The sequence below is a fragment of the Ruminococcus sp. 1001713B170207_170306_F1 genome, from assembly GCF_015668065.1.
Taxonomy (GTDB): domain Bacteria; phylum Bacillota; class Clostridia; order Lachnospirales; family Lachnospiraceae; genus Blautia_A; species Blautia_A faecis.
In genome coordinates this window covers 120,317-135,136 of the sequence record NZ_JADPEX010000001.1, presented here as the reverse complement: position 1 = coordinate 135,136, position 14,820 = coordinate 120,317, and the positions used below count along the sequence as shown (strand labels likewise).

The 14,820-nt window shown below is 44.0% G+C and carries 9 protein-coding genes; 3 read left to right on the top strand and 6 right to left on the bottom strand.

The genetic code is table 11. The features are described 5' to 3' along the window. Window positions 1-44 precede the first annotated feature (44 nt). A complete protein-coding gene (locus tag I4V84_RS00615; RefSeq protein WP_330608403.1) occupies window positions 45-1,415 on the top strand; it encodes an MATE family efflux transporter in 1,371 nt (456 codons plus the stop codon). A gap of 206 nt (window positions 1,416-1,621) precedes the next feature. Here I4V84_RS00615 and I4V84_RS00610 read toward each other — a convergent pair whose 3' ends face one another. Together I4V84_RS00610 and I4V84_RS00605 are read right to left on the bottom strand one after the other, a co-directional pair. Further along, window positions 1,622-2,863, bottom strand: coding sequence for a M56 family metallopeptidase (locus I4V84_RS00610; RefSeq protein ID WP_243110286.1), 1,242 nt, complete (start codon window positions 2,861-2,863; stop codon window positions 1,622-1,624). A 28-nt stretch (window positions 2,864-2,891) separates the two neighbouring features. Then, a complete protein-coding gene (locus I4V84_RS00605; RefSeq protein ID WP_118578066.1) occupies window positions 2,892-3,296 on the bottom strand; it encodes a hypothetical protein in 405 nt (134 codons plus the stop codon). Window positions 3,297-3,577: 281 nt separating this feature from the next. Here I4V84_RS00605 and I4V84_RS00600 point away from each other — a divergent pair, with 281 nt between their 5' ends. Both I4V84_RS00600 and I4V84_RS00595 read left to right on the top strand, forming a co-directional pair. After that, entirely contained in the window at window positions 3,578-4,624 is a 1,047-nt protein-coding gene (locus I4V84_RS00600) for a 5'-3' exonuclease H3TH domain-containing protein (protein ID WP_118578068.1), read from the top strand. Window positions 4,625-4,830: 206 nt separating this feature from the next. Continuing rightward, window positions 4,831-9,633: a fibronectin type III domain-containing protein gene (locus I4V84_RS00595; protein WP_118578069.1), complete on the top strand. Its 4,803-nt coding sequence runs from the start codon at window positions 4,831-4,833 to the stop codon at window positions 9,631-9,633. A gap of 112 nt (window positions 9,634-9,745) precedes the next feature. Here I4V84_RS00595 and nrdG read toward each other — a convergent pair whose 3' ends face one another. The 4 genes from nrdG to I4V84_RS00575 form a co-directional block, all read right to left on the bottom strand. Continuing rightward, entirely contained in the window at window positions 9,746-10,255 is a 510-nt protein-coding gene (gene nrdG / locus I4V84_RS00590) for an anaerobic ribonucleoside-triphosphate reductase activating protein (protein WP_118578070.1), read from the bottom strand. Window positions 10,256-10,447: 192 nt separating this feature from the next. Beyond that, window positions 10,448-12,637 carry an anaerobic ribonucleoside-triphosphate reductase gene (gene nrdD, locus I4V84_RS00585; RefSeq protein ID WP_118578071.1) on the bottom strand — a complete coding sequence of 730 codons (2,190 nt, stop codon included), beginning with the start codon at window positions 12,635-12,637 and terminating at the stop codon, window positions 10,448-10,450. A gap of 432 nt (window positions 12,638-13,069) precedes the next feature. Then, window positions 13,070-13,933, bottom strand: a complete 864-nt coding sequence (locus I4V84_RS00580; RefSeq protein ID WP_118578072.1) for a carbohydrate ABC transporter permease — start codon at window positions 13,931-13,933, stop codon at window positions 13,070-13,072. A 1-nt stretch (window position 13,934) separates the two neighbouring features. Beyond that, complete coding sequence (locus tag I4V84_RS00575) at window positions 13,935-14,813, bottom strand: sugar ABC transporter permease (protein ID WP_227200503.1); 879 nt, start codon at window positions 14,811-14,813, stop codon at window positions 13,935-13,937. Window positions 14,814-14,820: the final 7 nt, after the last annotated feature.

Below are 14,820 nucleotides of genomic sequence, written 5' to 3'. Positions count from 1 at the left end.
GGGGCTTCCGGTGGTGCTGGCATATGAATGAGGGAGCGATAGAGTTGAGTAAGAATAAGTACGAAATTGATATGTGTAACGGAACCATTATGGACAAGCTGGTTTCTTTTGCCATTCCGCTGATGGTTTCCGGAATTCTGCAGTTGATGTTCAATGCTGTGGATATTATTGTGGTGGGACGGTTTTCCGGCAGCCAGGCCCTAGCAGCAGTTGGTTCTACTACCGCTTTGATCAATGTGTTTACCAATCTTTTTATTGGTGTTTCACTGGGAGCTAATGTTTTGGCTGCCAGATTCTATGCGGCAGGTAAGGCAAAAGAGATGTCGGAAACGGTACATACGTCTGTGACACTGGCCTTGGTCAGTGGTGTGGCGATGGCTGCTGTAGGACTTGTTTTTTCAAGATGGGCACTGGAGGTTATGGGAACGCCTGCGGATGTGATTGACCAGTCCACTTTGTATATGAGGATTTATTTCCTGGGAATGCCGTTTTTTATGCTTTATAACTATGGTGCAGCTATTCTGCGTGCGGTAGGGGATACCAGGCGTCCGCTGATGTTCCTGGTCGTGGCTGGTGTGACCAACGCGGTGCTGAATATGATTCTGGTGATCGTGTTTCATCTGGGTGTTGCAGGTGTTGCCATTGCGACCATTATTTCCCAGCTGATTTCCTGTATTCTGGTTCTTAGATGTCTGTATATGACGGACAGCAGTTATCAGCTTCGGTTTTCCAGATTGTGCATGAAGAAATTTTATCTGGTACAGATTTTCCAGGTGGGAATACCGGCGGGAGTGCAGAGTACGGTTATTAACATTTCCAATGCGCTTTTGCAGTCTTCTGTAAATTCCTTTGGTTCCACTGCCATGGCTGGTTATACGGCGGCGAATAATATTCTGGGATTTTTGTATGCGTCTGTAAATGCGGTCACTCAGGCCTGTATGAGCTTTACCAGCCAGAATTATGGCGTTGGGAAATATAAACGTATGGACAGAGTGCTGCTGGACTGCGGAATCCTGTCTTTTGTGATCGCCCTTGTGCTGGGATGCGGCTCTTACATGTGTGGCGGTGAGATCCTGAAGGTTTACACAGAGGACCCGGAGGTTATCCGATGCGGTGTGGAGATTCTTTCCATCACCACAGTGCCTTATTTCTTATGTGGAATCATGGATCTTTTTCCTGGCGCTCTCCGGGGAATGGGACATTCCGGTGTGCCTATGATCCTTTCTATTATCGGTACGGTTGGTACTAGAATTGTGTGGATCTTCTGGATATTCCCACAGCACAGAAGCCTGTACACCTTGTTTATTTCCTATCCGGCATCCTGGTTCATTACCATTGTGCTGCAGGTGATCTGCTTTGTGTTTGTGAGACAGACGGTGCATGGACAGCTGAAAGGTACCGGGAAAGCGGCGTGATGGAAAGAAAGAAGAGAAATGTTATAATATGTTTCTGAAACGGGTAAGAGCCAGGGAAAGCGAAACGCTTCCCTGGCTCGTTTTTAGCTTCCGTTCCCTCTGAGCTTCACGAAAGATAATAATGGAAAATGACATAATTGGGTAAGTGTGAATGATTTAATAATTCGGCTGGGCTAACTTCCTCCCATTAAAGTTAGTGCAGGCGATTATTTGTGTGGGCATTTGGCGTAAGTTGTTGTGCTTACGTAGTCCATGATGACAAGATGATTGCATTTTTGACAAATTTTTGCAGTATAGCGTTTTACTTCACAACCACCATTACTTTTGGGATAATGTCTATCCGCGTATCCCTCTTTAAAATCATGTGTGCATATAAGGGCACGTGTTTCTAAATCGGAAGAAGTAACTGGAACTGAAAAATGATCTTCTGTTTCAAAATATATATCTGAGTTTGAAAACTGAGAATCTAAAGTGTTCACTTCTTCAAAAGAAATAGAGGATTCAGTAATTGGAGAAAATACTGGTGCTTCCGTCGTCTGCATCGGCGCATACCCAAACACCGTAGTCCCGCTCAAAAATACAGATGCCAATATTGCCGCAGCAGTACCAATTTTACTGGCTTTTCTATTCTTCATCATAATAAATTCCACTCTCCTTTTCATTGTATGTTTGGCCCCCAATAAGTTGTTTTTCCAGACTACAGGAACCTGTCTGTTCCTTGCGGAAAGATTCACGAGAGCGACTGCGTAGGCTTTTTTCTCTTCCGTGGTGAAACCTTCGGTGGCGGCTTGATCTGCAATGTTTTCGGAAAAGCTGGTGTAAAGCAGAAGCGTAAGCAATGTTAACGGGTTATAAAAATGAAGGCAAATGGCTAACAGGCAGAGCAGCTTTACAGCTGAGTCATGACGGCGCAGGTGTGAATATTCATGCCGCATAATCATTTCTGACAATCTGGAATCCTCAAGGCTCTCCGGCGCGACAATGAAAGGCTTCAGGAAACCTATAGTATAGGGAGAACCAATAAGGGGAGAAATACGGTATTCTACATCCCCGATTCCAGGTAAGAAACAAGTTCTTTTCTCAGTAATCTTTTTCAGCTTTCGCGTGAGCCGGTGATACTTTATGATTTCGTAAACACTGAAGCCTGAGATTAAAAATAGCCAGCATAATCCAATCATAAGAATCCAGTCGGACATCCATAATGAAATTCCGTGATAAGAAATTGCTCCTTTGTCGTCAAAATTGATGTAATAAGAGATGTTTGCAAGAGCGTCTGTTCTTATCAAAACATCTGTTGGCATCAGATATTTAACCACCTGAAACGGTATCAAATACCCCGCCAGACTCAGAAACACCAGGTTCCGGCCAAGCCGGTATGAAAATTTTTTCCTTTGGAGAAGCAATAGCAGGAGACAGATGATCAGTGGCACTGTTCCTGCTATGCTCATACAGATTAAAAGCATGCAAGTCCCTCACTTAAAATTTGTCAATAAAATCCAGCAAGTCCTTCTGATCCTCTTCGCTGAGACCGGAATCTTCTGCAAAGGCACAGAACAGACAGGTAAGTGAATTTTTAAAGCTCTGGAAATCAGAATCTCCAGAATCCCTGCAGCTGGTCTGGCGATTTTTTATCAGCTCCTTCATCGCATTCCGGAACAACTGGTTCTTCTTATCAAGCTTTCGTCTAAGCTGCAAACAGTGTACGAAGAGACCTAAGGTTACCAGAGGAAGGCTAAAGGATAACAGAATTGCTTTCGCCAGGTAAAAGGCAGCAGCCGGCTGATCTAAATTCGGAATTCCGTTCATCATGCAGATCAGCAGCGAGCATCCGGTGACGATCACAAAAAGAACGCCGGATAAGGTTAAAATTATTTTTTTCATTGAGTACCTCCTCATTCTACGTAGAAGCGGGAATTCAGAAATAATTTTGTTTTCTGCTCCCTTCACTATATATACGAAAACCAGAGAAAGAAATAACACGAAATCTGAAAAAATTTTTGGAAATTTTTCAGATAAGATAAATTTATGGTATACTTACAGAGAGATTGAGAAAAATTACAGGTCTGATATCATATCAGATCTTGAAAAGACACTTCCTGACAGTGTGTAAAAATCAACGCTTCGTTAGGAAACTGTCAAATAATCATAGAAGGAGAACAATCATGCCAAAATTTCTGATCATCGACGGCTCCTCCATGCTGTCCACATCCTATTATGGAAATCTTCCAAAATCTATCCTTTTCGCAAAGACAGACGAGGAAAAAGAGAGACACTATCCGGAAATCCTGCACACCTCCGATGGAAAATACACAAATGCCATGTTCACCATGCTTCGCACCCTTCTGGCTGTCTATAAGAAAGTAAAGCCGGAATACGTGGCATTTACCTTTGATATGACAAGAGATACTTTCCGCCGCACCCAGCTTGGCGCTGATTTTTACAAAGCCAATCGCAAGGAGACTGCCCAGCCATTAAAAGAACAGTTTATCCAGATGGAAGAGCTTCTGAAGGCAATCGGCTGTCCGGTATTTATGAGTCAGGACTATGAGGCTGACGATTATGCGGCATCTCTTGTGGAGAAATTCCAGGGCCCGGATCTGCAGACTTATGTGCTTACCAAGGATCACGATTATTTTCAGCTGGTAAGCGAATATACCCGCATGTGGCGTGTTGTTACGAAGGATAAGCTGGAGAACTTGAAGGATGCATATGGCCTGTTTGGAAAAGAGGTTTACGAGGAACTCCCTTCTAATGTATTTGAATATACACCGGAAATTGTCTGTTCTGAGGAAGGGGTATATCCGGAACAGATTCCTGTGCTTCTGGCGATCACCGGAGATCCAGGCGATGGAATTCCAGGCTGTAAAGGAGTTTCCTCGGCAGCAGCGCCGCTTGTAGCAGAATATAAAACCCTGGATGCGATCTATGAAGCAATTGAGGACTGCCAAGGCGTGGCAAAGAAAGAAAAGGAATTGAATACTTTCTGGAAAGAAAACCTTGGAATAGGAAGAAGCCCTCTGAAAGCACTGAAAACAAATAAAGAGATGGTATACTTAAGCGAACAGCTGGCAACTATGAAACGTGACATTGAGATAAAAGAAAGCCTGGAAGATATGCGGCTTCATATTAATGCAGAAGAACTGATCAGACAGCTGAAGCGCTACGAAATGAACAGTATTTTGACAGAATATGAAAAAATACAAAAATAGTCGAAATATAAAGAAAACAATTAATTGTCAGAAAAAAGAGAAAATATCAGAAAAATACAAACGGGGGGTGGTAATGTGTGTTTATTTACACAAAAAATACATAATTTTTTTCACAAAACACTTGCCTAAAACGGAGTAATACGCTATAATTTCCCCATACTACTTATTGATCAATTTCAATAAATTTAATTCATGGAGGAAAATGTATGAAGAAAGATTTGAAAACACTCAATAAGTCTGTTGCCATTGCAATTGCAGCGGCAATGACCGCAACTTCCGCACCGACACCGCTTCTGGCGTCAGATTTTACAGATGGAGGAGATTTCGTATCTGAGTCTCCGGCAGCGGAAGCGGACACCACAGAGGAAGCTGCTGTAGAGGCAGATGGCTTCGGAGATGAAGCCGCAGTGTCAGCTGTTACAGAGGATGGCTTCGGTGACAGTGAGGCAGTTGCAGACGCAGAAGAGAGCGGAAGCACCGATGAGGTTGCTGCTTTTGATGCAGAGGCACCTGGCAAGATCGGACATGTTGCATTTGATGAGGAGGATAAGAATGTTCTTACCTGGTATGCAGACCAGAAGGCAGATGAATACCAGATCCGTGTAACAGACGGAGAGTACACTTACCGCTACAATTATGATGCAAGCGAGCCAGAGACCGGTTATCCGTCAACAGTCAACTTGAGCTATAGTCTTACAAGTCTTACCATGCGGCCGTTCAAGGTTGACGCAGAAGGAAACCTTGTATACAAACCAGATGGTAAAGACGGATATATTGCAGGTCTTGAGAATGGCAAGACATACAAAGTTTCCGTTCGCGCCGTAAACCGTAACAGCGCAGATGGAACTGTTGCATATGGTGAATGGTCTGACGCTGTAGATTATACCTACGCAAAGAAGGTCGCTGAGCCGAAGAGTGTGACAATTTATGCAGCTGAAAGAAAGAATCAGATTCAGGTATCCGGCGAGAACCAGAACCTCGAGGTTTCCATTAAGGATGAAGCTGGAAATGAATATTATTCTTATGCATATGGAGCAAAGGAACCCTCCTATGTAACTACTTCAGGTAACTGGCTCAATTTCTATGAGAATTACGGTTATCTGCTTAAAAAGAACGACACCACAGGTCTTTATGAAGTCGCTTCTGATGCAGACGGAAAATATATCGGTGCTTTCCAGAAAGGCAAGAAATATACCGTTAAAGTCCGTGCATATACAGGCTCCGGCGACGAGAAGAAGGTAGGCGACTGGTCCAATGAGCTGGTTGTAGAAGCAGACGACAGCGGCAGTCTTGTACCAGAGAAGACCGGTAATTTCAAATACAACGATGAATATGAATATGTAAGCTGGAACCGTATCCAGAATACATATGTATCCCAGTACGAAGTTGAAGTAGATGGAAAAGTTGCCTTTACAACAGATTCCAATTATTCCTATCCAAACTTCTATTTAGGAAGAACCTACGGAGAGTTCAAATTTGAAAGAGGTAAAACCTATACCATCCGTGTCCGCGGAATTAATTACAGATATGAGAATGGTGCAAACAAGAAGCAGGAAGGTGAATGGTCTGACGCTTATACAGTAACTTATAAAGCTGTAGATACAAGCCTGAAGAAAATCTCCGGTGTAACAGCTTCTTCTTATGTTCTCAGCTGGAATCCGGATAAGAATGCAGACAGCTATGAGATTAAGATCACAGACGAAGCTGGACGTGAGTACTTTGAGTCGCTGGCATCCGATCGGAAGAGTGGCAGGTATACCAGAGTAAGCGGCACCAGATATTCCTTTGATGAGTCTGATTATAGAACTTATACAAGCGTAGACGGAGTTCTGGAACCTGTTATTTACCCGGCTACCGGTCAGCCTGTTTATGCATTTGAAGACGGAAAGACCTATAATCTTTCTGTTCGTGCCGTTAAGATCGGAGAGGATGGTAAGGAAGTATACGGAGACTGGTCCAATGCATTTGCATACAAAGTAACCGCTTCAGATGCAGGTACCAGTGAGAAGCCTGCAGCTGTTTCCGGTGTAAATGTAAACACAGAGGATAGTGAGCCAACCTTGCGTTGGAACGCACTTGACAATGTAAACCGCTATGAAATCCTTGTAAAAGATTCTGCCGGCCGTGAATACGTGAGCTCAGCTTCTCTGAAGGATGACGGAACTGTTGATAAGACCTACTACAGCGTCGGACGCGGTAATTTCCCAAGTGTTTCCCTGTCAGAGCTTAAAGATGAAGATTTGTATACATATACAACAGATCCTAAGGTTTCATTTGACCGTGTAAGAGATGAGAAGGGCGATCCGATCAAGGCAATGGCTCCTGGAGAATCCTATACCTTCCAGGTACGTGCAGTACGCACTTATACCGTTGATACAGACGGAAAGAAAGTCACAAAGACCGTAGAAGGCGACTGGTCAGCACCGTCCGCTGCATTTACAGTAGATGCTCTTCAGCCGATCACAGATCTTCAGTATGTAAAAGCTGACGATGAGTACTATTATTTCACATACAGTGCAAAGGTTGATTTAAACAGCGTATGGTATCAGATCGCAACAGGCACAGAATTTACTACTGCAACTATGGCAAGTGACTGGAGCAGCTTCTATTATGATGGCTCAGCTGGTTCTGCGAAACTGAAGATCAGTAAAAACAACAGTAATCTGGAAGCAGGAAAAACCTATTATGTTCGTGCAGTGAGCAGTGCAGACAGACCGGAAGAGGAAGAGGTTGCAAAACTGAAACCTGCAGCAGTCTCCTTCACTACAGATGCAGAAAAGGCACCTAAGAATGTGACTGGCTTAGAGATGTATAAAGAATCTGAAAACAGCTTCGAATTCCGTTTTGATGCTGTTCTGGAAGATGGCGACTCTTATGAGCTCCAGTACACTGATAAGGCACAGCCTTCCGAAGAGGACTGGGTAACAGCTTCTTCCAGTGGTTACTATGATGAAGATGAAGATGAGTACTATGAGGATGATGATGCACTTACATTGAGAAAATCCTTATTAAAAGAAGGAGCAACCTATGTAAGAGTTGTCGCTTATGTAAAAGACAAGAGCGGAAACAAGAAATACGGTACTCCTTCCAATGTAGTAGCTGTCAATGTCTCCAAAGCCACTTCAGCGATCAGCAACCTGAAGCTGGTTGAGAAAACACCGGATGGTTATGTATTCTCCTATGACGGAACTGTAAGAAAAGAAGAAGATGTAGAATTCTGGTATTCCGAATCACCTGAATTTGTAAATGATTACAAGGTTACAGATTGTATTTCTGGTGAGAATAATAAGGCAACACTTTACTTTGAATCACTTACACCAGGCAAGACCTATTATGTGCGTGCCCGTGTAAAAAATGATAAGGCAGCTACACTTGCACAGAAATACAGTGCATACACAAATACAGCATCATTTAACGCTGGTATGCCGAATATATCTGTAACAAATGTTATCACAGCTAAGACCGTTACCTTAAAGATGAGCGCTGAAAGCGGATCAGAAAGCTGGCTTACCGGCTATCAGATCCAGAGAAAGAATGGCAAGAAATATAAAACAATTGCCAAAACTACAGACAGCGTTTATAAGAACACCAAACTGAAAGCAGATACTACCTATACTTACAGAGTAAGACCATATTATTATGATTCCGAAACAGGCAAGACCACTTATGGAGCATGGGCTTATAATAAGGTTACTACCTGGGGCGGTGCGCTGAAGCTGAAAGCAACACCTAAGAGCACAACTTCTGTAAAACTGTCCTGGACCAAGATCAAAGGTGCTAAGGGATATGAGATTTACAGATGTGAAGGATCTTCTATTGGAGATACTGTAGCAGCTGGCATGACCAACAATTTTGCTAAGTATAAACTGATCAAGACTACAAGTGCAAAGGCTTCCAGTTATACAGACAAGAAGCTTCAGAGCGGTATGGATTATTACTATCTTGTAAGAGCATACAAGACTGTAGGAAACAGCAAGTATTACATTGATGAAGGTGTATATGCAAATCTTAGCTTCGAGATGACTACCGTTAACAGAATTTCTTATGCAAACGGTAAGATGAAGTTAAGCTGGCAGCCGGTATATGCAGGAAAGGGTTATCTGGTTGAGAAGAGAAATGAAGAGACTGGTGCATGGGAAACCTATAAGACACTGAAAGCTTCCACATCTTCCATTACATTCCCGGCAGCAGATACGGAAACAACCTATCGTGTACGTGCATACAGAGGACAGGAATACAGCAATGAAATCAGAGCAACAGTTAATCCTGTTTTAGCAACTCCTGGCAATGTAAAAGCTGTTGCAAACAAAGCAGATGGAAGTATTACTGTAACATGGAATCCGGTAGCAGGTGCTGATTACTATCGTGTATACAGAACCACCTCTTCCTGGAACAGATATAACAAAGACAGCAATTCTTACAGCTATAGTTACGGTTCCAGTGCAACTGTCCCGAATTATGTTGCTGATTCCACAACAGTCAGCGGATACAAATTCGTTAGTGAACTGAAGGAAACGACTATTACAGATCGCGAGATCAAGTACACCTATAATGGTGCAACAAGCACAGAGTACAAAGGACCGAAAGCAGGAGTAAAATATTACTATTATGTAATTGCTTACAAGAATGGTAAGTCCTATGAGTACAAAGATTCTGCTGATGAAACATATACAAGTGGTGCAAGCAAATCTGCAAGTGCTATAGTTTCCACAGCAAAGATCGCGAAGCCAACCAGTCCAAAAGCGAAAGCAACAAAGGGCAAGATTACTGTCAGCTGGAAGAAAGTAACAGGAGCTACCGGATATCAGGTATACCGTTCCACTAAGAAAGGTTCCGGATACAAACTGGTAGGAACTATTACAAAAGGCTCCAAAGTGAAATATGTTGACAAGAGCTCCAAGAAAGCTGGAACCAAGTATTATTACAAAGTACGCGCCGTTGGAAACAACGAAGCAGGTGTTCCAATCTATTCTTCTTACAGCACACCAAAATATGCGAAAGCAAAATAAATAAAGTGTAATAAAATCCCCCTCCTGTTAGACAGGAGGGGGATTTTCGATTACCCAGATGTAAAAACTTATGCAACTATTTGAATGCAGATATAAGAAAAGAAGACCCGTATCACAGGCCTTCTTTAATAAGCTTACCATCTTTTAAATGCAGAATTCGCTGATTGCTGCTCCCTCTGAACTGAAGGGAGAGGTTTTTCAATTCCTGAATAAACTCTCCGTCTACCAGAACGTCGATGCAGGAAAGCATCCGGTCTGTAAAAGGAGTGTAGATCTTACCTCCGGGAACCATATCTTTGTCAAAAAGATATCCACTGTAACACCAGATGGATTTATCCGGAAAGGTACGCCTGATCTCTTCCAGAAGCTCTGCCAGAACAGGCTGATTCTCTGGCTCGAATGGCTCGCCGCCGAGTAGGGAGAAGCCCTCTATATAAGACGGAGCAAGCAGCTCCAGGAGCTTATCCTGAGTCTCCCGGGTAAATGGCTTACCGTAGTTAAAATCCCACGTAGGTGCGTTAAAACAGCCCTTACAGTGGTGCCTGCAGCCAGATACGAACAGGCTTACACGCACGCCTGTGCCGTCTGCAATATCGTATGATTTGATGTTTCCATAATTCATAATTGAGTTCCTCCAATCAGATAAAATCTCCCACAAATTGTGACGCACATCTTGCAGAAGGTCTTTTTCAAACACACTCCGGAAACACTGTAAAAGAAATCCGGACAGGGATCAAAATTGTGAAAATTAGAAAGCTGTCCGGATTTTTTTATAAAGGCAATGTAAAAAAATTATAATACAATGCCGGATTTATTATAGATGTAATACACGATCCTTAATCTCCTGGGTACGTCCCTGGTTCCAGAACTGGGTACCGATGTATCCGCAGGTTCTTCTGGCAACGCTCATCTTGTCCTGATTGCGGTTACCGCAGTTCGGGCATTCCCAGATCAGCTTGCCGTTCTCGTCTTCTTTGATCTGGATCTCTCCGTCATATCCGCAGACATCACAGAAATCACTCTTGGTATTCAGCTCTGCATACATGATGTTATCATAGATAAACTTCATAACAGAGAGAACTGCCGGAATATTCTGCTTCATATTCGGAACTTCCACGTAGCTGATGGCTCCTCCTGGAGAAAGCTTCTGGAATTCAGACTCGAATTTCAGCTTGGAGAATGCGTCGATCTCCTCAGTAACGTGAACGTGATAGCTGTTTGTAATATAATTCTTATCCGTAACTCCTGGAATGATGCCAAAACGCTTCTGGAGACATTTGGAAAACTTGTATGTGGTGGATTCCATCGGAGTGCCATATACAGAGTAGCTGATGTTCTCAGCTGCCTTCCACTGGGCACATTTGTCATTAAGGCGCTGCATAACCTTCAGCGCAAACGGACGAACCTCAGGGTCTGTATGAGGCTTTCCGTACATTCTCATGCACATCTCATGGAGACCTGCATATCCAAGTGAGATCGTAGAATAGCCGTCATAAAGAAGCTTGTCAATGGTCTCACCCTTCTTAAGCCGTGCAAGAGCACCATACTGCCACAGGATCGGGGCAACATCGGAAACTGTGCCAAGAAGACGCTCATGTCTGCAGCGGAGTGCTCTGTGGCAAAGCTCCAGGCGCTCCTCCAGAATCTCCCAGAACTTATCAAAATCGCCGTCTGAGGAGCAGGCTACATCTACAAGGTTAATGGTAACAACACCCTGGTTAAAACGACCGTAGAACTTGTAGGAACCGTCCGGGTTCTTCTGTTTCTCCTCAACGGTAAGGAAGGAACGGCATCCCATGCAGGTGTAAACATTGCCGTTTTTTAACTGGCGCATGATCTTGGCTGAGATGTAATCCGGAACCATACGCTTGGCAGTACATTTCGCTGCAAGCTCTGTGAGGTACCAATATTTGGAATCCTCGTGGATGTTATCCTCATCCAGCACATAGATCAGCTTCGGGAATGCAGGTGTGATCCACGCACCGCGCTCGTTCTTAACACCCTGCATACGCTGCTTCATAACTTCCTCGATGATCAGTGCAAGGTCATCACGGGTGCGTCCCTCCGGAACTTCATCAAGATACATGAAAATCGTTACAAATGGTGCCTGTCCGTTACAGGTCATAAGAGTGATCAGCTGGTACTGGATCGTCTGGATACCACTCTGGATCTCATCCTTCAGTCTGCGTTCCGATACCTTCTGGATGATCTCATCATCAAGAGGCTCACCGCAAGCCTTACGTTCCTCGATTACCTTGTTACGGATCTTCTGGCGGCTGATGTCTACAAAAGGAGCCAGATGGGCGAGAGAGAAGGACTGTCCGCCGTACTGATTGCTGGCTACCTGTGCGACGATCTGTGTGGTAACGTTACATGCGGTAAAGAAGCTGTGAGGCTTCTCAATCAGTGTCTGGCTGATAACCGTGCCGTTCTGGAGCATATCCTGCAGATTGATCAGGTCACAGTTATGCTCACGCTGTGCGTAGTAATCGGAATCATGGAAATGAATGATTCCCTCGTCGTGAGCCTTTACGATCTCCTCAGGAAGAAGAACACGCATGGTCAGGTCCTTGCTGACCTCGCCTGCCATGTAATCACGCTGGGTAGAGTTAATAGTAGGGTTCTTATTGGAGTTCTCCTGCTTGGCATTCTCATTAATCTGGTCAAGAAGAGCAAGGATGCTGTCGTCTGTGGTATTGGACTTGCGGGTAAGCTCTCTCTTGTAGCGATAGCGCACATACTTCTGTGCAACCTCATAACCGCGCATCTCCATAATGCCGGTCTCTACCATATCCTGAATATCTTCCACATTGACAGCGTGGGAGGATTCAAGGGCACGGGTGGCAATCATATCAGCAAGCGCTGTGATCTGGTAATGACTCAGCCTGTGAAGCTTGGAAACCTCCTCATTCGCTTTTTCAACGGCATTGATGATCTTCGCCTTATCAAAAATAACTTCCACGCCATTTCGTTTAATGACGTTTGCATTGACCTCAGTACTCATTCTTTCAAATCCCTCCATATATTGTGTTTAAATCTTTAATTACATACTAGATGTTGTGCACTATCAATATTACAGTATTCTACAGAAAAGTCAAGGTCAAAACCATTGATTTTAAAAATCTGTGAAATGTGCTGAATTTTCGTCAGCAGGACAGAAGAATCATTCGGTGATCTCCGGTATAGAGTTCCTGGAATGTGCGGAATCATCGGGGTTATTCCGTATGTGAAATTTTACCGTACACAATAAAACAGTTACTGGATGACCAGTAACATGCTTTGTATGATTTCGCGCCGCAGCTGTGAACAATGTTCACAAAAACACCTGGCGGAATACTGCCTTCTGAATAGTTATGGGGCATGAACAAAGGGCTGCCCTGGGCAACCCTTTCTCGCGTCCGCATCTTTCTCTATTATACTTGGAAAAAAATAAAAATCAACCCTTGACACCACCAGAAGTGAGTCCTCCAACCAGATTTTTTTCGATTCCGACGAACAGAATCACAACTGGAACAATTGCATAGAGGGAAGCAGCAAACAGATACTGCCACTCGATCATATTGTAACCGTTGAAAATATTGATACCAACGGTGAGAGGCTTGAAGGTATCAGTGGAGATCAGTGTCAGTGCCACTGTATATTCGTTCCAGGCGTTGATAAATACGAAAATAAGCGCTGTAACGATACCAGGTGCAGCAACAGGCAGAAGGATCCTTAAAAGGGCATGTACGCGGTTACAGCCGTCAATAGTGGCAGCCTGCTCCATCTCAGGGGAGATGCTCAGGAAAGTACCGCGGAGCAGCCAGATAGCAAATGCCTGGTTAAATGCTGCGTTGATAAAGATCAGGCCGATAATGCTGTTGGTAAGATGGAACGCCATCATAACCTTGTAGATACCGATGAGAAGTACAACCGGTGCGAACATCTGGGAGACAATAACAAATCCCAGAAAAGCAGTCTGGCCTTTGAATTTCATTCTGGACAGGGCATAAGCAGCTGGGATACCGCAGACCATAGCCAGAAGAGTGGAGCCTCCTGCGATCACAATGGAGTTCATCATGTAATTGCTCATGGGAGCCAGCTTCCATACGTCTGTGAAGTTGGACCAGATGGCCTCAACAGGGAAAATAGTTCCATTCATGGAAAAGATTTCCGCGCGGCTTTTAAGAGCAGTACATACAGTTACAAAATATGGGTATAAAGTTATCAGACAGATGGCGATGATCACTACATAGAGCAATACACGCAAAACTGTGTTTCTGGTATTTTTTTTCTTAACTGAAGCATTGGTGTTTGCCATATTATTCGTCTCCTTTCTTCAGTACGGAAACCATGTACAGGCTGGCGCAGAAAAGAAGAATCAGGAAGCCGATAACAGATACGGCTGCTGCCTGTCCCTGTTTGCCATTGTAGAAGGCCAGTTTGTACAGATAGGTAACCAGGGTGTCGGTACGGTTGGCAGGGTCACCCTTGGTGATGGTCCATATGATCGGAAAAGAGTTAAATACGTAGATAATGTTCAGGATGGTACTGATGGTAAGATTCGGACGTACCAGCGGGATGGTGATCTGGAACATTTTCTGCCAGTAGCTGGCTCCGTCTACGGCTGCTGCCTCATAGTAGCTGGCATCAATACTCTGCAGACCGGAAAGTACGGTAAAGGTTACAAATGGAATGGTAACAAAAATACCGCAGGCAATTTCCCAGGCGAAATAAGCACCGGCAGTAGGAGTCCAGTTCACAGCGTGGTCAATAATGCCAAGCTTCATCAACAGTGTATTTAAGGTACCGTAATCTGTGTCGATGATGAATTTCCAGATACTTGCCTGAACGATCAGGGTTGTGGCCCATGGGAAAACAACAACGGCACGTGCAAGCTTACGGCCTTTAAATTCATTGTTGAGGAGGATCGCAAGGATAAATCCAAGGAGTGTGGAGATGCCGACTACGGCAACGGTCCACACAAGGGTGTTTTTCAGCACCATGGCAAAAACAGGGCTGCTTGTTACCTTGCGGAAATTTTCCAATCCGGCGAAGCCTTTGATCAGACCAGCTTTGCTCACGTCGCTTAAGGCCATACGGAATACAAAGATAATAGGAACCAGGATGAAAATTGCCATGAGAAGGACACTTGGCAGGATCCATATATATGGTTCCACTTTTTTGAATTTTTTCTTCACAGGGATA

Bases quoted from the DNA above. Each gene is read 5' to 3' on its own strand.
- I4V84_RS00580 (WP_118578072.1), bottom strand. From the start codon at position 13,933: ATGGCAAACACCAATGCTTCAGTTAAGAAAAAAAATACCAGAAACACA.
- I4V84_RS00600 (WP_118578068.1), top strand. From the start codon at position 3,578: ATGCCAAAATTTCTGATCATCGACGGCTCCTCCATGCTGTCCACATCC.
- nrdD (WP_118578071.1), bottom strand. From the start codon at position 12,637: ATGAGTACTGAGGTCAATGCAAACGTCATTAAACGAAATGGCGTGGAA.
- nrdG (WP_118578070.1), bottom strand. From the start codon at position 10,255: ATGAATTATGGAAACATCAAATCATACGATATTGCAGACGGCACAGGC.
- I4V84_RS00595 (WP_118578069.1), top strand. From the start codon at position 4,831: ATGAAGAAAGATTTGAAAACACTCAATAAGTCTGTTGCCATTGCAATT.
- I4V84_RS00605 (WP_118578066.1), bottom strand. From the start codon at position 3,296: ATGAAAAAAATAATTTTAACCTTATCCGGCGTTCTTTTTGTGATCGTC.
- I4V84_RS00610 (WP_243110286.1), bottom strand. From the start codon at position 2,863: ATGAGCATAGCAGGAACAGTGCCACTGATCATCTGTCTCCTGCTATTG.